Genomic DNA, 23,977 nt, shown 5'->3' with positions numbered 1-23,977 from the left:
AGGAGCAAGCAATGAATATTCTTCTTATTGGCTCAGGTGGACGAGAACATGCTTTAGCATGGAAAATAGCAGCATCACCACTGCTAACAAAGTTATATTGTGCTCCTGGAAATCCTGCAACAACAGAATTTGGTGAAAATATTAATTTAAACATTGATGACCATCCCCTTGTTATTGATTTTTGTAAGGCACATTCTATTGATCTTGTAATTGTAGGACCAGAAGCACCCTTGGTGGCGGGTATAACAGACTCTCTTAATAGCGCTAACATCTGTGTATTTGGTCCTACTCAAAAAGCTGCTCAACTAGAAGGTTCAAAAGCCTTTACAAAAGATTTATGTCGGAAGAATAACATTCCTACAGGAAGTTACCAATGCTTTAATGATGCCTCTAAAGCTAAAGCTTACATTCAGCAACAAGGTGTTCCCATTGTTATTAAAGCTGATGGCTTAGCAGCTGGCAAAGGTGTCGTGGTTGCAACAACTATGGAAGAAGCGTTTAACGCAGTTGATGCCTGCTTCAAAAGTACATTTGGAGATGCAGGAAACAAAATTGTTGTAGAATCTTTTCTTGAAGGTGAAGAAGCAAGCTTCTTCTGCCTTTGTGATGGTAAAGTTGCTCTTCCTTTTGGATCTGCTCAAGATCATAAACGTGTAGGTGATGGGGATACTGGAGCAAACACCGGTGGTATGGGTGCTTATTCACCAGCGCCCATCATGACCCAAGAAATAGTGAATCGTACTCTCAAAGAAATTGTTGAACCAGCTTTAAAAAGCATGAAAGAAATGGGCGCCCCCTTTAAAGGTATTCTCTTCGTCGGATTAATGATAACGCAAAAAGGACCCGAATTAATTGAATTTAACGTACGATTCGGTGATCCTGAATGTCAAGTTTTAATGATGCGCCTCAAAGATGATATTTTGCCAATTTTTCTTGCTGCATCTCAAGGAAAACTTGAAAATAAGCCTCTTCGGTGGTCTGAAAAAACAGCTCTCACCGTTGTTATGGCTGCTAGTGGTTATCCAGACTCTCCCCAAAAAGGTACTGTTATCCGTAACGTTGATCAAGTAAACACTCTTCCCGATGTGAAAGTTTTTCAAGCTGGTACAGTGTTGCGTGATGGAGAACTCATTGCAAATGGTGGACGTGTACTCAATATAACTGCAACAGGAAAAACGATTACGCATGCACAAAAACGTGCTTATGAAGCTGTTGATTGTATTGATTGGCCAGAAGGTTTTGTTCGTCGAGATATCGGATGGAGAGCCGTTGCGCGAGAAAATTAAATCCTTTGAATATTCTTTTTTTACGATTTTCTTATTTTATATAAGAGCATGATACAAAAATTTTCTCACTGTTTTACGTTGACCATAACTTTGAAAAAATAAGTGTGCTTTCCTTTGAACAATCAAATATTGTAAATAGGATATCTACTCATGATAAAATAGGAAAATTTTCTGAATCTGAAGATGTAATATAAAATAATCATTTTACTGTTGTCTTTACTTTAAACGCATTTTCTCATCATTTTTATAAACACTTTCTTTCTTATAAAATCCTGAGGAAAAACGTATATACTATCATTCCTTTTATTTATCGCGTTTTTAGTGAAATTCCGCTTTTACGAAAAATAAAATGCCCAAAAAAGATAGTTATGTTATTCACATACAAATTCTTAAACAATATCTCTCATGCTTATCATTCCCATTTTACGACACTACCTGCAAATAGTATAAATCCATTCTGCCAGCTTTCTGGAATAAAAATAAAAACCTATACCATCATTGTATTTTCCAATTCTCAATATTACGATAACCCTTTCTATCTAAATGATTTTGATTATAAAAGAGAGATGAAATAAGAATATTCTGCAATATTCAAAGCTTTCATTCAACATGGAGAAATGATTTATAAAAAAAAATTCAAAAACACTTCCAGTAATCTTCTGGTGTTTTTAATAATGTGGCAAAAACCCAAAATTATACCGCAAAAAAACAGTTTCTATTGTTATGAAAACCGTTTTTACCTCTCTGAAAAAAGCGTTTTATATCATCGATTCCTGCTGCCAATGTATGGTGTCAAAAAACTCTCATTTACAATCATTGACTTTCTCTTTGTTTTCAAGAACCAAAAGTCACACCAAATCCCGTCTGTAAAGGTCTGAATTCTCATTAAGCGGGTTCCTCTTGCTTCCCACTCATATGCTGCACTTACACAAAGACCTACAAGCAAACTTAAGAATATTCGCCATATCTTCTAACAACACTTCATGTGTGAAGTTTACATGCCTTATGTTACCTCCCCAAACAACGATGTTTTACAGCACAACAAGATAAATGCTGACGGTCGTACAAAAATGAATGCATGTTAATTTACTGGAGTGCAATTCGATTCGCAATCACCAAACGCAAGCCTAACGGATTGCTATAACGAAGTAAAAAATGCTTTTGTTTAGAATGTGCTGTTGTACCAAAAAATCGATGTAAATCAGAACGATCTTTTACAACCAGAATGCGATTATCTTCATTGATCATAAGCATGGGAAGGCCATAAGTATCCGCCCATAACCGCCAATCCAGAAGAACATTATTCAAATCTCTGGAAACCAAAAGCGGTATACAAGCTTCCTCATCGGCATGAAGTAATTCTAATGAAACAGCTCTTTCTCCTGAACGCGTTTTTACGGTACGTGCTGCAATTCCTTGAAAATGATAAGGGGGTATTAAATGCGATAAGCTTGAAGGCATATCCGTTTTAAAAGAAACACCACGCTCATTTAACGAACAAATAACCTGATTACCCGTTTTGGATGAAAAATATGTCGTCGTTTGTGGCAAATGGCACGGATCTAACCGAAATTCAAGCACCGCTTTTGCCTGATTAAAGCATTGATTAGCCATATACATTATCCCAATTTATCTTAAATAACATACACCCTTTAGCAGCTTTTTCTCACTGGATTATTAAAAGTTTGAATAAAAAACAACTGGTTTCTTTTTTGGTTATTAAAATCTAAACAAAAATGCATGATCACCATTCTTGAATTATAATACTTTTCCAGGATTCATTATCCCTAAAGGATCGAGTGTTTTTTTAATCCCTTGCATAATATCCAATGCGACAGGCGATTTAAAAGAACGAAGTTCTTCGCGCTTAAGCTGACCAATTCCATGCTCAGCAGAAAATGCACCTCTATAGTCCACCACTAAACTATGAATGCGATGATTCATTGTTGACCATAACTGCAAAAACACTGTCGTATCAGCTCCTACAGGTTGTGTAATATTATAATGTAAATTTCCATCGCCCATGTGTCCAAAACAAATCACCTGTGCTCCTGGAGCAATATCTTCAACAATGAGCGCTGCCTCAGCAATAAAATCAGGAATAGAAGCAAGTGGGATTGCAATATCATGCTTAATGGACCCTCCTGCTAACTTTTGTGCTGATGATATACTTTCTCGTAATTGCCAAAAAAAATCTTGCTGTTTTAAAGATTGCGCAACAACTGCATCTTCTATCACCGCGTTCTTTAAAGCTTCTTCTAAAATAGTACTCAATACCGATAACGCCTCATCATTGCCTTGCAACGATGAAATGTTCATTAATACATACCATTCATGTTTCCGCTGAAGAGGAGGCTTCTCACACATCTTATAATCTAAAGCCATTTGCAAACTGGGATTTCCCATGAGCTCAAAACCTGTCAACATCCCTCCTCCATATTCTTGAGCCAGAGATAAAAACTCTAAGGCCTTCGCCGGACTATATAATCCCACCAAAGCAACAGCTTTTCCTTTTATTTTTGGAAACATCTTCAAAACGGCTGCGGTTATAACTCCCAATGTGCCTTCTGCACCAATAAAAAGATCTTTTAAATCATAACCGCTATTGTCTTTTTTAACAAAACGCAAATCATCTAAAATACGCCCATCCGGTAAAACAACTTCTAAACCAAGACAAAGATCACGCATATTGCCATAAGCTAAAACAGCTGTCCCTCCAGCATTCGACGAAAGATTTCCTCCTACTTGGCAAGAACCTTCAGATGCCAAAGAAAGAGGGAAAAAACGACCTGATTCATCCACTTTTTTCTGTAAATCCTGTAAAATAACACCAGCCTCTACAACAACAAAATTTCCCTCAAGATTTATAGCTCTAATCTTATTTAATCGCTCCATGGATAAAAGAACGCTCCCTCCTCCTTCATCTGGTTGTTGTCCCCCCACAAGCCCTGTATTTCCACCCTGTGGCACAATCGGTGTGCGCGTTTTGCTCGCTAACTGCATAATCGATGAGACCTCTGCGCAAGAAGATGGACGTAAAAGTAAAGGTGTTTTTCCATGAAAAAGCCCACGCTCTTCAAGCAAATACGGTGCAATCAAAGCTTGATCTGTTATAGCATGCTTAGCACCAACAATTTCCCTAAACCCTTCAATTAATTCCTGCTCCATGTTCATTTCTCCTTTGGAGCCGCAGCCCGTATAAGACGATCATTGATAGCCTCTCCTAATCCGTATGATGGAATAGGTTCTACTGCGATACATCTCACTTTAAATGAATCTAATTCCTTCATATATTGAAATAAATGAGAGGCTGCCTCTTCCAACTTTCCATCTTCGCTAAGGTTTAAAATAGAAACGGCATTTTCAGCCCCCATAACACGCTTTGAACCAAATGCTAAAAGCGCTTCACCATTTTCCACCTTTTCTACATTCAAACGAACCGTAGCATTGGGAGCATAATGCGATTTTAACATCCCAGGAGCTTCAATCGCCGCCCTTTGATCTATCCGTTTTAAAGGCTTCCCCACAACCTCTTCAATTTTATCAGCCGCAAGCCCCCCTGGACGCAAAAGATAAATATTTTCACCACAAATTTTAATAATCGTTGATTCCAGCCCTATTTTAGCAGGTCCTCCGTCCAATATCAAAGGAACAGATTCCCCCAAAGATGCAAAAACAGCCTCAGCTGAAGTAGGGCTAAGACGCCCCGATTGATTCGCACTAGGAGCAGCAAGTGGACGGCCAAAATGTTGTACCACTTCCGCAAAACGACTGTCTGGAAAACGAACAGCCAAGGTATTCAAACCAGAGGTTGTTAAAGGATGGATATTATGCTGTTCCTTTAAAGGCAAAACCAATGTCAAAGGCCCTGGCCAAAATTCCTCTATTAATTGGCGTGAAAGAAAGTCAATTTTAACATAACGTTCCGCCATTTCGATGCCGCTAACATGCGCAATAAGAGGATTAATTTGTGGACGACCCTTTGTAGAGTAAATAGAAGAAATTGCCCTCCCATTGGTTGCATCGCCCGCTAATCCATAAACAGTTTCCGTTGGTAACGCTACTAACTTCCCTTGTTCAAGAAGCGCTATTGCCTCTCTTATCGAAGCACTATCGAGTGGTAGAATCGTCATGACACATCATTTCTATAACACTCTTTTAGTGGTGCAAAACTATAACGATGTAATCCTATAACTGGTCCATATTTATCAAGAGCTGTACGATGCGCTAGCGTTGCATAACCTACATGCTTCTCTAAACCATACCCTTTATAAACTTGTCCTGTACATTCCATCATCCGATCACGCGTTACTTTCGCAATAATAGATGCGGCTGCAATTGAAACTGAACGCTGATCGCCCTTAATCAATGCCATTGCAGGACAGGACAACTCAGAAGGAATATCACGCCCATCAACAAGGACATAGTGGGCTGGAATGGCTAATCCTATAATACAGCGACGCATTGCTTCTAACGTTGCTTTTCTAATATTAGATTGATCAATTGTACGAGCACAAAGACTGGCGACTGAAACCGCTAATGCACTTTGCAAAATTTCATGATAAAGTCTATTTCGTTGGAAAAAAGAAAGTTTTTTTGAATCATTTAACCCATTAGGAATACGATCTCTATCCAAGATAACGGCTGCTGTTACCACAGGTCCAGCGAGAGGCCCCCGTCCTACTTCATCAACACCTGCTATATGAAAAAAACCCTGTTTTTGCAAATCCAATTCGCACGAAAAATTTGGTTGAAGCGGCAAATTAAACATCTTTGATACATCACAAATACAACAAACATACATCTATTTCTGTAGCCTGATCATTTTTTGCAAGCATTACAGTTTTAAATGGCTCTTCAAACATTCCACGAATTCTTGCACAAAAAATAAAAAAACACATTTCTTTGGTTACCCTCTTTTATTATGTATAATAAAATCATGATAAAATAAAAGCTTTTATATTTATTTATCAAATATTTCCTAAAGTCATGATAGGTTTTACAAACCAATTTGGGTACATTGATTTGATAAAAAGAGCTGCTTGTTGCGCCGTTTGTTTATTTTTAAAAATGCCAAAGCAAGTTGCTCCCGTTCCAGACATACGGGAAAAAAGAGCCCCACATTCATCTAATATAGATAACACTTCAGCTAACTGAGGTGCTATTTTTAATGCAGGAGAAAAAAGATCATTACGCGTTTCTTGTAAAACTTCAACTAATGAATCAACACTCTTTAAAGCGTCTGTATTAATTTTTAAAGAAGGATTATGACGCTTCTCTAACGCTTTAAAAACAGCTTGTGTTGAAATCTCTTGTCCATGATTAACCAATACCATTGCTAATGAACAAGCTTCTTTTAGTCGTATCATCTCTTGACCAATTCCTTTAACCAAAAGCGGCTGCTGATACTCTAATGCACAAAGGCACATGGGAACATCAGCACCAAGAACTAAGCTCTTTTTTGCTAATTCTTCGTAAGAGCAATCAAGATTCCACTGCCGACGCAACATGCTGATAACCCCAGCTGCATCACCTGAGCCACCACCAATGCCTGAAGCAACAGGTAATGTTTTTACAAGCCGAAAAAAAGCAGGTTGAGCACATTCCGGAAAAGTCTTATGCATAAAGTCCCTTGCGCGAATAACCAAATTGTCTAAATGAGAAACAAGCCCTTTTGCAAACGACCCCGTCAAAACAAACTGATTATTTTCACAAGGTGCATAGTGTAGACAATCACCGCTAAGACTAAAATAAACCAAACTCTCTATTAAATGATACCCGTCAGCACGTTGCCCCACAACATGTAGAGCTAAATTCAATTTAATAGGTGTAAATAAATAGGAATATCTTTGGAACGAAGTTTGTACATTTGATATCATATGACGTAATATTCACTTACATAGGGTTCTTTTAAAAATTTCCCCCTTTTACCCATACTTTTAGCACGAGCCCTATAAACAGCTTGGAATATTCTTAATCGTTTTCTAAAAAACAATAAATATAAAGAGTTCTCATACAAAATAAACGACATGTTCTCATTCGTATCATTTCAAGCCTTTTTTCTTCTAGTATCTGTTTTTAGATAAAAATCTCTCTGGCTTGAATGATCCTTTCCATCACAAACCATAACGCTGCCAAAGAGCTCGCTCTTCTGCTGCCATCAATGCACTATCAACGACTGTATAAACCGTATGTGCCGTCACTCCTGAAGGCGTTTTAGGTCCTAAAAAACTTTTTGGAGGCATAATAAGTCGAAGTTTTGCATCATTACCAAAGCGCTCCTTAATAACAGAACGTACATCATTCAATCCATCAACCAGACCAAGCCCAACGCTTTGTTTTCCACTCCAAAACATTCCTGTAAAGAGATTCGAATCATCTGATAATTTTTCAGCACGCCGTTCTTTAACCAAATCGATAAAAGTTTGATGCACTTCAAGTTGGAGAGATTTCAAATGCTCAATATCCGCCTTTTTTTCTGGCTGAAATGGATCTAATGTAACTTTGTTCTTTCCTGCTGTGTATACACGCCGTTCGATACCAATTTTCTTCAAAAGTTCCGGAAAACCAAAGGAAGCTGAAACCACTCCAATGGAACCAACAATTGAAGAAGGATCTGCAAAAATTTCATCCCCTGCACAAGCAATCATATAACCACCAGATGCTGCAATATCTTCAATAAACACAAGAACCTTTTTATTTTTTTCTTCTGCCAAGTCACGAATGCGCTTGAAGATAAAACGCGATTGTACAGGTGAACCACCAGGAGAATTAATAATAAGTGCAACAACCGGTGACTTTTTGTGTGCGAAAGCCTTCTCTAAAAGATTTGCACACCTACTGAGGGAAAGGGTACGAGATATAGATGCTGATGAATCCATAATTGCTCCTTGAAGGCGCACCACAGGAATTTCAAGTTTATCGGAAGAAAAACGGCGTGGAATAAAACTTTTAATAAAATCCATCAAAACAAAATCTCCTTATAAATTAAGAACAATTAAATAGGCAAGGACAACAAAAAGGAAGAACGCGATACCATCCAAAAACGCCAATCAATCCCCACATTACAACCAGAAATATAATTTCATCCAAAGTCAAACCTCCCTAACAACAAAGTGTAGACTTTAAATAATAAACTAAAAAACACAAGATACTATTAGAAAAGTTCCCACAAGCTTATATATCCATTATTAATTGCATCAACTCGGGGTGAAAAAGTATGGTCATTACCTTCATGTATAACCAATGCCGGTAAAATAGATAAAGCTGCTCTGCTTCCTCGTTTTGCGTAAAATAAAAGACGAATTGCTGCTGTCTTTGCACGTGCATGCACAGGAACGATACAAATACCACCAAAGCGCCCTTCTAAAGCACGCAAAATATCTACTAGTGATTGTGGTCGTGCAATGAGCCCTAAGTATCCACCTGGCTTGACAATCGCTGCTGCACTCCGCAACCAATTATCAAACATCGCTTCAGGCATAACATGTGCTTCAGATTTTTGTTGATCAGGTGTCTTGCGATCAGTGGGATTATTAAAAGGTGGATTCATAATCGCAAAATCAAAGCTATTATCTATCAAACCTGCTTTTATACGGGCATTCCCTTTGAAGGTAACATCTGCTTCTAGCAAACAAATTCGGCTAGCAAATTGTTTATTTTGTTTTAGCATAAGCGTTTTTTGAGCATAAGATATCATAAAAGCCGAACGTTCAACTAAGGTAACATGAACTTTCAGACAACGCGAAGCAACAGCTAACCCTGCAGCTCCAGCACCAGCACCTAAATCAACAACCTTGCCCTTTAAATCACTTGGAACCAAACTAGCTAATAACATCGCATCCATTCCAGAACGATGACCATATTTATGGGGTTGAACCAAATAAAATTTCCCGCGGTGAAAACTGTCAATTGTTTCACCACTCTGATTCGCTGCTTTATCCATTTAAAAGCCTAATGCTCACCTTTATAAACTGCATTTTTGCCATTCAGCTGCTATTTTAAATTTTTTATTATTTTATAACAATAAGATTACACTCGCTAAAGAACATTTCTTGCCAATAACATTCCAAGCTAACACTTTTAAACGACATCAAAAGCTTGAGTCAAAACCAAACCCCCTTTATGCTAATGAATAAAGTAAATTTTATATATGTCCATTGCAATACTCTAGGAGTAAACACATTGAGTGCAGCTATCAAACCAAAACAAATAAGAAATAATCAAATTTCTCTTCAACCTCTTGTCAATCTTACTCAAAAAGATATGGATTGCGTAAATCAATTTATTCTCTCTATGGCAAAATCAGAGGTTGAGATGATCCCTGAAATTTCTAACCATCTTATTTCATCAGGTGGAAAGCGATTACGCCCAATGATTACGCTCGCTTCTGCTCATATGTTCGGTTATCAAAGTGACGGGCATATAAAACTCGCAACAGCTGTTGAATTTATGCATACAGCAACATTGCTACACGATGATGTGATTGACGAAAGTAATTTACGACGTGGAAAATCTACAGCACGGATGATTTGGGGGAATCAAGCAAGTGTACTTGTTGGTGATTTCCTATTGGGCCAGGCCTTTAAAATGATGGTCGATGTCGGTTCCATAGAAGCGCTCTCTGTCCTAGCCAACGCTGCTGCAATTATTGCTGAAGGAGAAGTTATGCAACTTTCTGCCGCAAAAAATATAAAAACCAGCCCTTCAGAATATCTCAAAATCATCGATGCAAAAACAGCAGCACTTTTTTCAGCAGCCGCTGAAGTAGGACCCATTATTGCTGGCTATGGAAATAAAGAGCGTTCTTCATTACGTGAATATGGAACATCCTTAGGTTTAGCTTTCCAATTAATTGATGATGCACTTGACTATAGCGGTAGTGCTCAAAACTTAGGAAAAAATATAGGGGATGATTTTAGAGAAGGAAAAATCACAATGCCTGTTATTCTCGCATATGAGCGTGGGAATATGGTAGAAAAAGATTTCTGGAAAAAAGCGCTTGAAGATGGCAATAATAATGATGAATCCTTCGCACACGCGCAACACTTAATGGAAAAGTATGATAGTATCACAGATACAATAGAACAAGCACGCATCTATGGAAAATATGCAATTGATGCTCTTGTTCCCATGAATGAAAATCTTGCTTATAATGCTCTCGTTGAGACTGTTGAATTTTGTATTGCGCGCGTAAACTGAATTCTTTGCAAGAATCGCAGTATTTCTCAACAAAGTAATGAGATATGATCTATAAACAACACCATCAATTGATTATCTTGAAAAGGATTAGCTCCATGTGCTCTGCAACGGTATCTCGACTTTTTGCCCTCTTTATCGTGGGTATCATGCTGATGCCATCCCTCACCTACAGTAAAATAAGTGCAGCAACTCATACAAGCTCATTTACAGGTGCTTATTTAGCTGGACGGGTTGCAAATCATGAAAATAAAACAGAACTTGCTATCAATTATTTTAAACAAGCACTGGTTTATCAACCTGATAACATTGAAACACAAAAAGAGCTCCTTGAAGCTATGCTCTCGGTCGGAAACTTTAAAGAAGCTGTCCAACAAGCCCAAAAACTCAAAGAGAACGATGTTATAACTCCCTTTGTTTCCTTAACTTTGTCAGTAGAAAGTCTCATCAAAAAAGATTATAAGAATGCCAAGGCTCTTCTGAAATTAAAGGAACTTCCTACGTCCAATAATCCAATACCTGAACTCATCGGCGCTTGGATTACATTTGGATCTGGACAAAAATCTCAGGCAATCGATGATCTTAAGAAACTCAAAGGTCCTGTCTGGTATGATCTTTTTATATCTTATCATCTAGCACTTATGAGCGACCTTGCAGAACGGCCAAAGGATGCAAAAAAATATTTCATTAAAGCACTGAGTAACAAACAGGGAACTCTTATCGCTCCTAATACTTATGAGCGTATTATCATAGCCTATGCCTCATTCCAATTGCGCCATAATATGCGCAACCAAGCTCTTCAAACAATCCAGCATGGCGAACAAATGTTGTCAGGTCGAGAAGTCCTTAAAAATTTTCAAGAAAAAATTGAAAAAAATTCTTTCTTAGAGAGAGTTATTAAAACACCTCAACAAGGAGCAGCCGAGGTATTATATAATTTTGGAACAGCCCTCAACTACAAAAACTCAGGGCGAATTGCACGTATTTTTAAGCAATTATCTTTCGCCTTATACCCTCAAAATGACGCAACACTGTTTCAGCTCGCACACATTTCTGCTAAATTGAACGATCCACATCAAGCAATTAAACTTTATCGCGCTTTATCCCCTAAATCTCCTTATTATAAAGATGGACAACTTCATCTTGCATTCCTTCTTGCCAATAACAACAATTACAAAGAAGCAATAAAATTACTCACATTGTTAAATAAAAAATTTCCCAATGATCGTAATATTTTGATAACGCTCGTTGCTTTTTATATGCAGGACAATAAATTTCTTGAGGCCATTAAAACTCTAGACTACGCTATTACAAAGATAAAAAACTTTCAGCAGGACGATTGGAAACTCTTTTATCAGCGTGGTATTGCTTTTGAACGTTTAAAGCAATGGCCAAAAGCAGAACTTGACTTGCGAAAATCACTTGAATTTTTCCCAAATCAACCGCAGGTTCTTAATTATTTAGCCTATTCCCTTGTGGAACGTGGTGAGAAGCTTGAAGAATCGCTCCGTATGCTACAAAAAGCCTCTGCTTTACAAGCTCACAACAGTCATATTCTCGATTCTTTAGGGTGGGCTTATTATAAACTAAAAGAATATAATAAAGCAGTGCAAATATTAGAAAATGCTGTCAGATTACAACCTGAGGACCCAACACTAAATGATCATTTAGGGGATGCCTATTGGAAAGTTGGGCGTAAACGTGAAGCAATCTTTCAATGGAACCACGCAATTGACGGAAAACCAGAAAATTCTGAACAAATTCAAGAAAAGTTGAAATTTGGTTTGCAATAAACGATGCTTAACCATAAACCACATGAAATAATAAATAGAGAAACTAAAATTACTTTGTTTTTTGTTTAGTTCAATATAAAGAGTATAAAGCGTGAAACTGCCTGAACATCTTAACCCCAAACGTTCTTTTCAGGGACTAATATTAACTTTGCAAAATTATTGGGCACACTATGGGTGTGCAATTTTGCAACCTTACGATATGGAAGTCGGAGCTGGGACTTTTCATCCAGCAACAACATTACGCTCTCTAGGACCACGCCCTTGGAAAGTTGCTTATGTCCAACCCTCTCGACGTCCAACAGATGGCCGATATGGTAAGAATCCAAATCGTTTACAACACTATTATCAATTCCAAGTGCTTCTCAAACCCTCTCCGCTCAATCTACAAGAACTTTATATAAAGTCGCTACAAGCTATCGGGCTTGATACAAAACTGCATGATATTCGCTTTGTTGAAGATGATTGGGAAAGTCCCACTCTTGGTGCTTGGGGGCTTGGATGGGAATGTTGGTGCGATGGAATGGAAGTCTCTCAATTTACTTATTTTCAACAAGTGTGCGGCATTGAATGCGCTCCAGTTTCAGGGGAACTCACATACGGTCTTGAGCGTCTAGCGATGTATATCCAAGGGGTTGATAACGTCTATGACCTTAACTTTAATGGTTTGGAGGGAGAAAACAAAATAAGTTATAGAGATATTTTTTTACAGGCAGAACAGGAATACTCATATTATAACTTCGAATTTGCTGATACAAAACTGCTCCATCAGCACTTTATCGATGCAGAACGCGAATGCAGCGCACTTCTTGATGCTGGAAAACCAAATAAAGAAAATGTATTCCATCGCTGTGTTTTTCCTGCCTATGATCAATGTATTAAAGCGAGCCATATCTTTAATCTTTTGCAAGCACGTGGCGTTATTTCTGTAACCGAACGACAAAATTACATTCTTCGCGTTCGTAATCTCGCGCGCCGTTGTGGGGAAGCCTTTTTACTCACAGAAGCTGGACAAATATATACTGGAGAAGCCTAATGTCTGATCTTCTTCTTGAACTTTTCAGTGAAGAAATCCCCGCACGTATGCAACGAAAAGCTGCTGCTGATCTTAAGAAATCTGTTACAGATCAACTTGTAAATGCTGGATTGATCTATGAAGCTGCTCGTGAATATTGGACACCTCGTCGGCTAACATTGGACATACGCGGACTTTCCACACGCTCCAAAGATGTCCATGAAGAACGCAAAGGTCCCAGTATAAAATCACCACAGCATGTAATTGATGGTTTTCTACGTGCAACAGGATTAAATGATGTTTCTGAAGCGCATATTGGACATGATGATAAAAAAGGTCATTTTTATATTGCTAAAATTGTTAAAAAAGGTCGAGCTGCAGAAGAAATTATTGCCGATATTTTACCGGATATTATCCGCAACTTTCCGTGGCCGAAATCTATGCGTTGGGGAAAAGATTCAGCACAAAGTGGTACTTTGAAGTGGATTAGACCTTTACAAAACATTCTTTGCATCTTCGGACCAGAAATTGGTGAAACACATGTTATTCCGTTTACAATTGGTTCTCTTAAAAGCAATAATTTAACTTATGGTCATCGTTTCTTAAGTGATGGAGAGCCATTTCAAGTGCGCCGCTTTGATGACTATGTTACTCAACTTGAAACCCATAAAGTCATTCTGGATGCCGAAAGACGAAAGAATATTATTTTAGCTGATGCCCAAAATCTCTGCTTTGCAAACGGTTTAGAACTGGTTCAAGATAATCCCCTCCTAGAAGAAGTTGCTGGTCTTGTTGAATGGCCTGTTATCCTGATGGGTGATTTTGACAAATCATTCCTTGATATTCCTCCAGAAATTATTCGCTTGACCATTCGAGCCAATCAAAAATGTTTTGTCACCCGCAAACAAGGAGAAAAAGTAAAACTTTCTCATCATTTTATTCTCGTTTCTAATATTCTTGCAAATGATGAAGGCAAAGAAATTTCGAAAGGAAATAGTAAGGTTGTCCGTGCCCGTCTTTCTGATGCACTTCATTTTTGGCAAACCGATCAGCATGATTTGCCTGATCTTCAACAATTGGAATCTTCTATAAAAAAATTTGAGCTTGATATAAAAAAACCTCTCGATCAAAGAATGGCGCGACTTGATCATTTGAATGTAACCTTTCATGCTAAATTAGGTACACAAGGTAAAAGAGTAGAACGCATTGCTACACTCGCACAAGAAATTGCCCCTTTGATACAAACAGATCCTCTTTTAGCAAAACGTGCAGCCATCCTTGCAAAAGCTGATTTGCAAACAGAAATTGTCGGAGAATTTCCTGAACTACAAGGTGTTATGGGGCAAAAATACGCCCTTCTTCAAGGGGAAGATCCTCGCGTAGCTGTAGCAATCGAAGACCATTATAAACCTCAAGGACCAACAGATCGTCTTCCACAAGAACCACTAGCTATAACCGTTATGCTCGCCGACAAAATTGACATGCTCGTTGGCTTTTGGCTCATTAATGAAAAACCAACGGGCTCAAAAGATCCCTATGCGTTAAGACGAGCAGCATTGGGAATTATTAGGCTTGTACTTTCGCGAGATTGGAAAATCAATCTTATGCCGCTGTTCCAGTTAGCAACGAATCTTTTCTTACAACAAAAAAATAAATATGAAATCTCTCAAAGAGAAAATTCACAATTGCAGAATCTGCTTCCAGAAAAAACAGAATATATTTTATCAGATCTGTTATTCTTTTTTCATGACCGTTTGAAAATCTATCTAAAAGAGGAAGGCGCTCGTTACGATGCCCTTGAAGCCGTTTTAAATAAAGATTCTGATGATTTTTTATTGGTTGCACGTCGTGTCGAATCGCTTATCGCTTTCATCAATACCCACGATGGAATGAACTTTGTAGCCTCTGTAAAACGTACTGCCAATATTCTTGAAAATGAATTTCAAAAAAGCACAACAATAGCGAATGAAATTAATCCTGAGCTCTTTGTCGAGAAAGAAGAAAAGCAGCTCTATCATGCAATCTGTGAAGTAGAAAGAAAGGTTCTTGCTCCCATCAATGCAACAAATTTATCATTTGCACTCAGTGTGCTAGCGCCACTTGGAAAATTGATTGATATATTTTTTGAAAAAGTATTGGTGAATGATAAAAAAACTGATGTTCGTGCTAACCGTCTTGCTCTTCTCAAACGCACTCACATTGTTACACAATCGGTTGCAGACTTCTCAAAACTTGTCATTTAAAATCAAAATACCCTATTAACTGATAAAAACAATGAAGATAATTTTTTCTTTTTTATGACTTTTATTAATTAATATTGAGAAAATTATGCAACCAAAGAGACTGTTCTTTATCTCTCAAATATCATTAATTAAGATATGTTTTCATTTTGATAAATGATTCTTTCTCAAGAGACTCTTTGATAAGTTCATCTGCCTTGTTAGAATCTATTTTCCTTGCAATAAGGGTACCTGCTGTAGAAATTGCCAAATCAATCGCCGATGAAGAAACCATGCGTATTGCATCCGCTTCTGCTTGGGCAATTTTTTGTTCTGCCAATTTATTGCGGTTTTTTACATATTCTTCTGCTTTTGCACGGGCCTCAGCAATAACGGATTCAACTTCATGCTTTGCTGCTGCAATAATTTCTTGCGCATCTTTTTCTGCTTCTGCATGTTTGCGTTGATATTCAGCCAATATTTCCTGTGCCTCTTCACGAAGACGCAGAGCCTCATCCAGTTCATCTTTGATACGTTTCGCGCGCGCATCAAGATGGTGTATAACCCTCTGTGGAATTTGGAAATAGACTAAAAGAGCCAAAAAAAGAACTAACCCAACAAATGCCCAAAAAGTATCAGTCATCTTTGTCTTCCTCAATAATCCGCAGTTTTAACAACTGAACGAACAGCCTCTTTGCTGATATCAACGTCAATCAATTTTTTCACAATTTCAAGAGCTACTTCTTCAGCGATAGAACCAACATTTTGCATCGCTTTATCCCGAATTTTTGCTATCTGTTTTTCAGAATCTGCGAGTTTTTTCTCTAGACTCTCTTCAATTTCTTTCCGTTCAAGCTCTGCCTTTTCTTTTAATTCTTTACTAGCTACCTGCGCTATAGCCTGCGCGTTCAAACGCGCTTCTGCTAATTTCCGCTCATAAGTTTCAACAACAATGTCTGCTTCTTGCTTCATGCGCATTGCCTGATCTAAATCAGATGCGATTCGATCTCGCCGTGTTTCAATAACACCGCCAATACGTGGTACAATTACACGGGAGATAAAAAGATAAAACAGTCCGAAAGAAATTGCCAACCAGAAAAAATGCGAACCAAAATGCACAAAATCAAAAGGCGGAAACACACGATTTGCATGCTCTGCTACCTTTTTAATATGTTCTATCGACGTTTCAGTGTTCTGTGCATAAGCGCTTGAAACAAACATCTTCTTTCATCCTTTAAATAGCTTATTAAAGCCCTCTATAACCGATGATAACTGACAAACATCTCTCTGGCATCTCTCTAGTTAAGAGCCTAAAAGGGTAAATCTTTCCTCATGCAAGAACAGATATACCCTTTTGATAATGATTAAACCCCAAAAAGAAGTAATAAAGCAATGAGCAATGAAAAAATTCCCAAAGCTTCTGTTACAGCAAAACCAAAGACGAGACGTCCAAACTGACTATCTGCTGCTGATGGATTTCGTAATGCACCAGAAAGATAGCTACCAAAAATATTACCAAGTCCTAAAGCTGTTCCAGCCATACCAAAGCAAGCAAGACCAGCGCCAATATATTTTGCTGCAAGCACCATTTCCATGTTATTCTCCTTTAAAGCGAAATTGCATTATTCGACGGAAAACCGCCAGTTCTATTAATGTCCTGGATGAATTGCATCATTAAGATACATACAAGTTAAAACCGTAAAGACGTAAGCCTGAAGAAATGCGACCAAAAACTCAAGAGCAGTAATTGCTACAGTCATAATAAGCGGTAAAATCGAACCACCCACACCTACAATTCCTACCCCAATCATTGAAACAACAAACCCAGAAAACACTTTAAGCGTAATATGACCAGCAAGCATATTCGCAAAAAGACGAAGAGAAAGACTAATTGGACGGGAGAGAAAAGAAATAACCTCAATCATTGTCACCAGAGGTAAAACCACAACAGGAACTCCACTGGGAACGAACAGTTTCAAAAAACTGACCCCATGCTTATAAAAGCCATAACCAATCACCGTCAAAATTACCACTATTGCTAACGAAAACGTGATCATGATTTGAGACGTAACCGTATAAAAATAAGGAAAGAGACCAATAAAGTTAGCAACCAAAATAAAAGTAAACAGAGAAAAAACTAAAGGAAAAAACTGCATTCCCTGCACACCAGATGATTCCCGCAGAGTCGATGCTACAAATTCATATGCCATTTCCGAAAGAGACTGCATCCGCGTTGGAACCAATCCACGACTCGATGATGAAATAAAGAGAAAAATAGAAGTTACAACAACCGTGAGAACTGTAAACAATGATACATTTGTAAACGATAAATCCATATTTCCTATGGAAATCTTAATCAGCCTTAAAACCTCAAACTGATGAATAGGATCTGGAGCGTGCGCTGTCACTTCAACCTCATTTATCGGACCTCTCATTGGCCCCTTTATTTTGTTTATCTTGGCGCAATACGCCTTTTTTTCCTAATTGACTGGAGGAAACATACCCCACAGACCGAAGAATACTCAATACACCAGCAGCAAATCCAAAGAAGAGAAAAAATACCAATCCCCAAGGCCATGAACCTGCTAACTTATCAAACCCCAACCCCAAAACAATACCAACTATAATACTTGCCAGAAACTCACTGGAAAGCTTAATTGCACCTGCCATCCTTCCTTGTGATTTTTCCCGCTTATTCCTATGCTCCCGCTTCTTTAATGCTTGCTTGCGCACTAAAGCTACGCTTAAGTTCCTACTACGACATTCCAAATCCTCTGAATGAAGACACTCTCCTTGCTTTTCCTCTTCAGCCTCCTTACGGCTCATAACGGGTTTCTCGCCCATCGCCATCATTGGCTCCTTAATTAAAAAGCAACGTAAGAATACATTTCATAAAACCGTGTGCATCATATTGTTCCCGAATTTATTCGTCAAGATACTAAAAGAAATCTATCACAAGTTATCGTATAAATTTTATTGCAGAAATAACGTATTTTTCAATTTACATGCTTTCTTAAAAAGATATTCCAAGCACCTAAACCGATTTCACGACAGCACCCGTGAATGTATAACGAAAAGTTCACGTGAATAATATAAAACTCATAGAACAACCATTTTTACACTTAACAAAAGGTGTAAACCAATACCATCTTATTTTCCGACTCCCAATGTTATATCAGTCCTAGTTTTGAAAGAGAACATAGAAAGCTAAAAACAGTATGAGAGCGTTGGTTTTCTCCTTTTATTCGAATAAACTTGCACTTTTTATTTTATGAAAATGAAATAATCAATGGTTTCTATATGATCCTATTCGCAAAGTATTTTATATACGCCATTACAGGCCTCATCACGAAATGAGCTTGAGGGTATTAAGAGAAGGTCCTTTAAATACAAGATATTAATAAATCCAAAATTTCAAATAGATTAAGCCAATAGAACACAATAAAATTTAAATACGATTACCATACTACTTTATACAATTTTAATCCACTTTTATGAATTTCGCTCTTTACAATTGAATATCCGTAGATTCAGCAAATATTTTTGCTTTTTATTCAGACAAACTATCGTAAGCAAAAGCGCTTATTCATAAGCTTTATTTTTATGAAACGATAATCTAATGCTGCTTTTCAAACAAGCATCATAATTACATTCCCCTACCCTCATATTGCATCTATTCTTGCACTTTAATGACCCATTAAGAGGATTATGTACTCTTTCTTAAATACTCCCTATTAAACTCTTCTCATGACATGCAAATAAATGATCTTTATCAAGATGAGAGAACTCTATTCAATAGCGCTCATGATAAATGATTATCAATAAAATTAAAACTTTAGCAAATAAAACTTTTTCTTTTATGAAAAGAACGATCATTTAAAAAACTTATTTTTAAGATTCTTAAGTATAGATTTCATTCACTTAAAAAATTAAAGAGTTATCATTTCTTCTTGGAACGTGTCGCAAAAGGATTATCAGAGGCTCGTAATGATATGCGAACGGGTATACCAGACATATCAAATGTTTCACGTAACCCATTGACAAGATAACGCAAATACGACTGAGGCATACTTTTGGGGCGCGAGCAGGAAATCATAAATCCAGGAGGACGTGTCTTAACCTGTGTGATGTATTTAACCTTAAGTCGACGTCCAGAAACCGCAGGAGGTGGATGATGTGCCACAACAGTTCCAAGCCATTGGTTCAATTTAGCCGTCGAAATGCGACGATTCCATACACGGTGCATCATCATGACATTTTCCATCAGTTTATCAATCCCTTGACCATATTGTCCTGATAAAGGAACAGCTCTCAAACCACGAACTTGAGGAAGAAATCGCGCACATTTTTCATGCAAATCAATCAATGTGGTCTGACTGTTTTCAATAAGGTCCCACTTATTGAAAGCAATAACTGGAACACGCCCTTCACGAATCACAAGATCAGCAATTTGTAAATCCTGCTTTTCAAAAGGTATCGTTGCATCAAAAACAATGACCACCACTTCTGCAAAACGAATAGCACGCAAAGTATCTGCAACAGATAGTTTTTCTAATTTTTCTTGAATTCTCGACTTTCGACGTAAACCTGCAGTATCAAAAAGTTTAATATGACGACCACGCCATTCCCAATCTACAGAAATAGAATCACGCGTGAGTCCTGCTTCTGGTCCTGTTAACAATCGCTCTTGTTTCAACATACTATTGATAAGAGTGGATTTTCCTGTATTGGGACGCCCCGCAATTGCAATCCTAATGGGCTTACTTTCATCGTAAATAAGCTCTTCTTCTTCCAAATCCTTTACATCATCACCAACAGATGCAGGTTGTATCATTCTATCTTCTTCTTTGTTGTTGCCAAAAACATGCTCTGACCCAACAGCATCTATAATTGCATCACGCAGATCACTAAGTCCCAAACCATGTTCAGCCGATATTGGGCATGGCTCTCCCAAACCTAATGACCACGCCTCATACTCTCCTCCTGTTGCCGCTCTTGACTCAGACTTATTGGCAACAAGCACAATTGGCTTTCCTGATTTGCGAACCAATGAAGAAAAATTTAAATCACTTGGTGTTATTCCGCTCTTTGCATCAAATACAAATAAAATAAGATCCGCTTCATCAATTGCAACTTTTGTATGAGAACGCATACGCCCCTCAAGTGTATGATCACCTGCTTCTTCCAGCCCAGCCGTATCAATCACATCAAAACGTAGATCTTGAAGTTTTGCCGCATGAATACGCCGATCACGTGTTACACCAGGCTTATCATCAACCAAAGCCAATTTTTGCCCAACCAAACGATTAAATAGTGTTGACTTCCCAACATTGGGACGACCAACGATAGCAATGGTAAGGCTCATCGATTTATTCCTTATTTGCCTTGCCCTCAGCTTGTATAAGCTCAAGCATCATTCGAGCCCGATCTGTTATTTTTAAACCCAAAGAACCTTCTTCAGAAATTTTCTTAAAATAATAAACCGCCTCATCCATTTTATCCGCCTTATAAGCAGCTAAGCCTAAAGCTTCTCTTGCAGACATACGCATAGGATCGGTATCACTTGCCATATCTTTGATGCGCTTTTCAACATCAGCTAATGTCCCTGTATCAACCAGAATATAAGCCGCCCGAATTTTTGCAACTTTCTGCAAAATCTGCGGTGCTTTCTCATCCGCTGCAACAGAATCAAAGATCTCCACTGACTTAATAATATCACCTTTCTCCATGAGTAAAGAAGCCTCACGTAAACGAGCAAGAAAAGGATACCCCCCAAAATGAGAGGTTTTAACAGTTTCTAATTGCTTTATCGCTTTATCAAAATCACGTGTATCCGCAAGATCAAGACTCTTTACAAATGCATCACCAATATAACCAGCTTTCTTTATTTGTGTATGATGATAAACTTGATAAGCAACTATCATGAATATAAAAAGAACAGCCGCTCCAATAATTGAAAAACCATACCGTCTCCAAAAAGCAAGCGCCTTTTCCTGACGAAATTCTGCATTCACTTCAGCAATAAAACTATCATACGACATATATCATACCTTGAAAAAAGTTACTTCACCTGTGCTTTTACGCATAAATGGATAAAGATGGTAGCCCTAATTAACTAAAAATCTTTAAATTGCTCGTTTATTTATTTTAAATCAACATGTAGCCAATTCAATCAGATTTTTGCAACAGTCTTAATCGAAAATGATGTAAGCACCCTGTTTGTTCACATTACAGCTTTTACATATTATGAAAAATTCACTGCCTTAATATTTATCATGATTGCCTATCATCTCAAGCGAACTTTCTCTCCATTATATAGAGGAATAATCTTTTAAAGTCTTCAACCGCAATCGTTGGTTGTATTGGATTATACAATTATAATAGAAAAACCAATTCTTGAAAAAACTTGAATAAACAGTAAATTTCCATGAATATCTACTAAAACCAAATAGATAAATTTTTATCTGTATCAAAAATACCGAAGCGCCATGATTACAGTGTGGTATAATTCCAAATCTTCAGTTAAAGCTCTTTATATAAAGTATATCCCTTCAACTTATCTTCATACGATTAACAACCTTTTATAATTGATTCTTAAAGTTTCTAAAAATATCCTATTGTAAAGGCCAAACCCACATAAGCATTGGAACAGCAATAATAACGATCAACACCGCCAATGGAGCACCTAAACGTGGATAATCACTAAAACGATATCCTCCTGGCGCCATCACGAGCATATTACTTTGATGTCCAATAGGTGTAAGAAACTCACAGCCCGCACCAATTGCAACAGCCATCAAAAAAGCTTCAGGCTTATAATGAAGGGAATGAGCAAAACTTGACGCAATTGGTGCTACCATCATCACTGTTGCTGCATTATTCAAAAATGGCGTAACCAACATAGCTGTCACCAACATAAGCGCTAAAGCACCGGATGGCGGGAAAAATATTGCCAATTGGCTCAGCCATTGACCAATGAGATCCGTACATCCTGTTTTCTCTAACGCTTCACTCACTGGAATAAGAGCCGCTAATAGCACTAATATTGAGCCATCTAATGCCTGATACAGATCACGCGCGGGCAAAACACGAAAGATCACCATTGCAGCAGCAGCAGAAAAGAAAGAAAAAGCAACTGGAACAATATGAAAAGCTGTAAAAATAATTGCTATAAATAAAACAGCTAAAGAGATGAAACCATGTCGTAAATTTCCAAACACAATATTTCGTTTTGCTAGGGGCAAGCATTTCAATTCTCTTAATAAATTTGGAATAACTGCATCCTGTCCTTGCAAAACAATCACATCTCCAAGATGGAAAATAATATCATCAAGTCTTCCCCGCACCCTTTCATGTTGACGACTTAACGCAAGCAAATTTACATTATAGCGATCAAATAAGGAAAACTCTTTCGCACTAATACCGATAAGAGGTGAATTATGGGTAATGACTGCTTCAATAATATCAATATCACTGTCCTTATCACCTGCAACAATAGTTCGCCCCTTAGAAAACTCTAAACGAGCAGAATTCATCACGCTATCTAACCCTGTATGTGATCCTTCCAGCAAAATAATATCATTTTCAGACAAAACAAAATCTGGTAATGGTGAAATAGATACTTTGTTTCTGATGATTTGAATCACCATAACATCACCACTTGATGGCTTAACCAAATCAACAATATTTTTTCCCACAATCGGTGAATTTATTGGAATATGTACTTCTGCAACATAATTACGAATATCAATGGCATCATCAAATGATACACCTGAACGCACACGCACAGGCAAAAGCCAATAAAAAAGAACCAAATATACAACACCAGCCGTCGCAACAACCGCACCAACTGGTGTAAAATCAAACATAGTAAAAGGTGTTCCTGCTAAACGTTCTTGCATCGCTGAAATAACAACATTGGGAGATGTTCCTATCTGTGTCATAAGCCCCCCCAACAAAGAACCAAAGGCCATGGGCATCAAAAAGACAGAAGGAGAAACCTGAGAACGACGTGCAAACTGAAAAGCTATCGGAAGCATAATCGCCAAAGCACCAATGTTTTTAACAAACATTGATAATACGACAACAGAAAGAACCAAAAACGCTAATTGAAGACGCACCGATTTCACGTCTGGCCATATCCGTTGAATAATAAATTCCATTATACCAGAGCGAGATACAGCCGTACTGACAACAAACACACTCCCCACGATAATAACGATATCATTACTAAAACCGCTAAAAGCTTCCTTCGGACTGACAAGACCAAGGGCACAAGCTATTAATAAAGTACAAATAGCAACAAGATCATAACGAAATCGATCCCAAATAAAAACAACCATCATGAGACCAATGATCGAAAAAGCCATTATTTGATTTTCTGTCATAACACTTACCTCTCCCCATTAAATTATAATGAACAAGAACATATTTTTTATGTTTTAAATATTCCTATAAACAGCAGCAAGA

20 protein-coding genes are annotated in these 23,977 nt (G+C 37.7%); 5 read left to right on the top strand and 15 right to left on the bottom strand.

What is annotated here, in order from left to right:
• The first annotated feature begins 11 nt into the window (after window positions 1-11).
• The gene (gene purD, locus ACFIMK_RS03890; RefSeq protein ID WP_375638048.1) at window positions 12-1,286 is read left to right on the top strand and encodes a phosphoribosylamine--glycine ligase; all 1,275 of its coding nucleotides are present in this window, start codon (window positions 12-14) and stop codon (window positions 1,284-1,286) included.
• A 1,086-nt stretch (window positions 1,287-2,372) separates the two neighbouring features.
• Here the strand turns inward: purD and ACFIMK_RS03885 are convergent.
• The 7 genes from ACFIMK_RS03885 to ACFIMK_RS03855 form a co-directional block, all read right to left on the bottom strand.
• A complete protein-coding gene (locus tag ACFIMK_RS03885; RefSeq protein WP_375638047.1) occupies window positions 2,373-2,900 on the bottom strand; it encodes a DUF6101 family protein in 528 nt (175 codons plus the stop codon).
• A gap of 144 nt (window positions 2,901-3,044) precedes the next feature.
• Complete coding sequence (locus tag ACFIMK_RS03880; protein ID WP_375611115.1) at window positions 3,045-4,454, bottom strand: FAD-binding oxidoreductase; 1,410 nt, start codon at window positions 4,452-4,454, stop codon at window positions 3,045-3,047.
• A 2-nt stretch (window positions 4,455-4,456) separates the two neighbouring features.
• The gene (locus ACFIMK_RS03875; protein WP_375611114.1) at window positions 4,457-5,419 is read right to left on the bottom strand and encodes an L-threonylcarbamoyladenylate synthase; all 963 of its coding nucleotides are present in this window, start codon (window positions 5,417-5,419) and stop codon (window positions 4,457-4,459) included.
• Window positions 5,416-6,057: a ribonuclease HII gene (locus ACFIMK_RS03870; protein WP_375638046.1), complete on the bottom strand. Its 642-nt coding sequence runs from the start codon at window positions 6,055-6,057 to the stop codon at window positions 5,416-5,418. The genes ACFIMK_RS03875 and ACFIMK_RS03870 overlap by 4 nt, the downstream gene beginning before the upstream one ends.
• A 199-nt stretch (window positions 6,058-6,256) precedes the next feature.
• The gene (locus tag ACFIMK_RS03865; protein WP_375638045.1) at window positions 6,257-7,165 is read right to left on the bottom strand and encodes a 4-(cytidine 5'-diphospho)-2-C-methyl-D-erythritol kinase; all 909 of its coding nucleotides are present in this window, start codon (window positions 7,163-7,165) and stop codon (window positions 6,257-6,259) included.
• A 237-nt stretch (window positions 7,166-7,402) separates the two neighbouring features.
• Complete coding sequence (locus ACFIMK_RS03860) at window positions 7,403-8,251, bottom strand: S49 family peptidase (RefSeq protein WP_375612095.1); 849 nt, start codon at window positions 8,249-8,251, stop codon at window positions 7,403-7,405.
• A 191-nt stretch (window positions 8,252-8,442) separates the two neighbouring features.
• Window positions 8,443-9,231: a tRNA1(Val) (adenine(37)-N6)-methyltransferase gene (locus ACFIMK_RS03855; RefSeq protein ID WP_375629758.1), complete on the bottom strand. Its 789-nt coding sequence runs from the start codon at window positions 9,229-9,231 to the stop codon at window positions 8,443-8,445.
• A gap of 179 nt (window positions 9,232-9,410) precedes the next feature.
• On the opposite strand from ACFIMK_RS03855, the gene ACFIMK_RS03850 reads away from it, so the two are divergent.
• The 4 genes from ACFIMK_RS03850 (at window position 9,411) to glyS (ending at window position 15,532) form a co-directional block, all read left to right on the top strand.
• Window positions 9,411-10,487 (top strand): polyprenyl synthetase family protein, encoded by a 1,077-nt coding sequence (locus tag ACFIMK_RS03850; protein WP_375629760.1) that lies wholly within the window; start codon window positions 9,411-9,413, stop codon window positions 10,485-10,487.
• Between the two features lie 95 nt (window positions 10,488-10,582).
• Window positions 10,583-12,277, top strand: a complete 1,695-nt coding sequence (locus tag ACFIMK_RS03845; protein WP_375612092.1) for a tetratricopeptide repeat protein — start codon at window positions 10,583-10,585, stop codon at window positions 12,275-12,277.
• 91 nt (window positions 12,278-12,368) lie between these two features.
• Entirely contained in the window at window positions 12,369-13,310 is a 942-nt protein-coding gene (locus ACFIMK_RS03840; RefSeq protein WP_375606430.1) for a glycine--tRNA ligase subunit alpha, read from the top strand.
• Complete coding sequence (gene glyS / locus ACFIMK_RS03835) at window positions 13,310-15,532, top strand: glycine--tRNA ligase subunit beta (RefSeq protein WP_375638042.1); 2,223 nt, start codon at window positions 13,310-13,312, stop codon at window positions 15,530-15,532. Before ACFIMK_RS03840 ends, glyS begins: the two co-directional genes overlap by 1 nt.
• A 124-nt stretch (window positions 15,533-15,656) precedes the next feature.
• Here glyS and ACFIMK_RS03830 read toward each other — a convergent pair whose 3' ends face one another.
• From ACFIMK_RS03830 to ACFIMK_RS03795, 8 genes are all read right to left on the bottom strand, one after another.
• Complete coding sequence (locus ACFIMK_RS03830; RefSeq protein ID WP_375682991.1) at window positions 15,657-16,151, bottom strand: F0F1 ATP synthase subunit B; 495 nt, start codon at window positions 16,149-16,151, stop codon at window positions 15,657-15,659.
• 11 nt (window positions 16,152-16,162) lie between these two features.
• Window positions 16,163-16,729, bottom strand: a complete 567-nt coding sequence (locus tag ACFIMK_RS03825; protein WP_375612089.1) for a F0F1 ATP synthase subunit B — start codon at window positions 16,727-16,729, stop codon at window positions 16,163-16,165.
• Window positions 16,730-16,872: 143 nt separating this feature from the next.
• On the bottom strand, window positions 16,873-17,103 hold the full coding sequence (locus ACFIMK_RS03820) for a F0F1 ATP synthase subunit C (protein WP_005773968.1): 231 nt from the start codon (window positions 17,101-17,103) through the stop codon (window positions 16,873-16,875).
• Between the two features lie 54 nt (window positions 17,104-17,157).
• The gene (locus ACFIMK_RS03815) at window positions 17,158-17,916 is read right to left on the bottom strand and encodes a F0F1 ATP synthase subunit A (RefSeq protein WP_375638128.1); all 759 of its coding nucleotides are present in this window, start codon (window positions 17,914-17,916) and stop codon (window positions 17,158-17,160) included.
• 7 nt (window positions 17,917-17,923) lie between these two features.
• Complete coding sequence (locus ACFIMK_RS03810; RefSeq protein ID WP_375612110.1) at window positions 17,924-18,358, bottom strand: AtpZ/AtpI family protein; 435 nt, start codon at window positions 18,356-18,358, stop codon at window positions 17,924-17,926.
• Window positions 18,359-19,448: 1,090 nt separating this feature from the next.
• On the bottom strand, window positions 19,449-20,873 hold the full coding sequence (der, locus tag ACFIMK_RS03805; protein ID WP_375629773.1) for a ribosome biogenesis GTPase Der: 1,425 nt from the start codon (window positions 20,871-20,873) through the stop codon (window positions 19,449-19,451).
• 4 nt (window positions 20,874-20,877) lie between these two features.
• Window positions 20,878-21,549: a tetratricopeptide repeat protein gene (locus ACFIMK_RS03800; protein ID WP_375612087.1), complete on the bottom strand. Its 672-nt coding sequence runs from the start codon at window positions 21,547-21,549 to the stop codon at window positions 20,878-20,880.
• 573 nt (window positions 21,550-22,122) lie between these two features.
• Window positions 22,123-23,895 (bottom strand): SLC13 family permease, encoded by a 1,773-nt coding sequence (locus tag ACFIMK_RS03795; RefSeq protein ID WP_375613534.1) that lies wholly within the window; start codon window positions 23,893-23,895, stop codon window positions 22,123-22,125.
• Between the last annotated feature and the right edge of the window lie 82 nt (window positions 23,896-23,977).

It is taken from the genome of Bartonella sp. AP280QHHD (assembly GCF_042196125.1).
In the GTDB taxonomy this organism is placed as follows: domain Bacteria; phylum Pseudomonadota; class Alphaproteobacteria; order Rhizobiales; family Rhizobiaceae; genus Bartonella.
The sequence above is the reverse complement of the archived record's forward strand: the minus strand, read 5'-3'. Positions and strand labels throughout refer to the sequence as shown.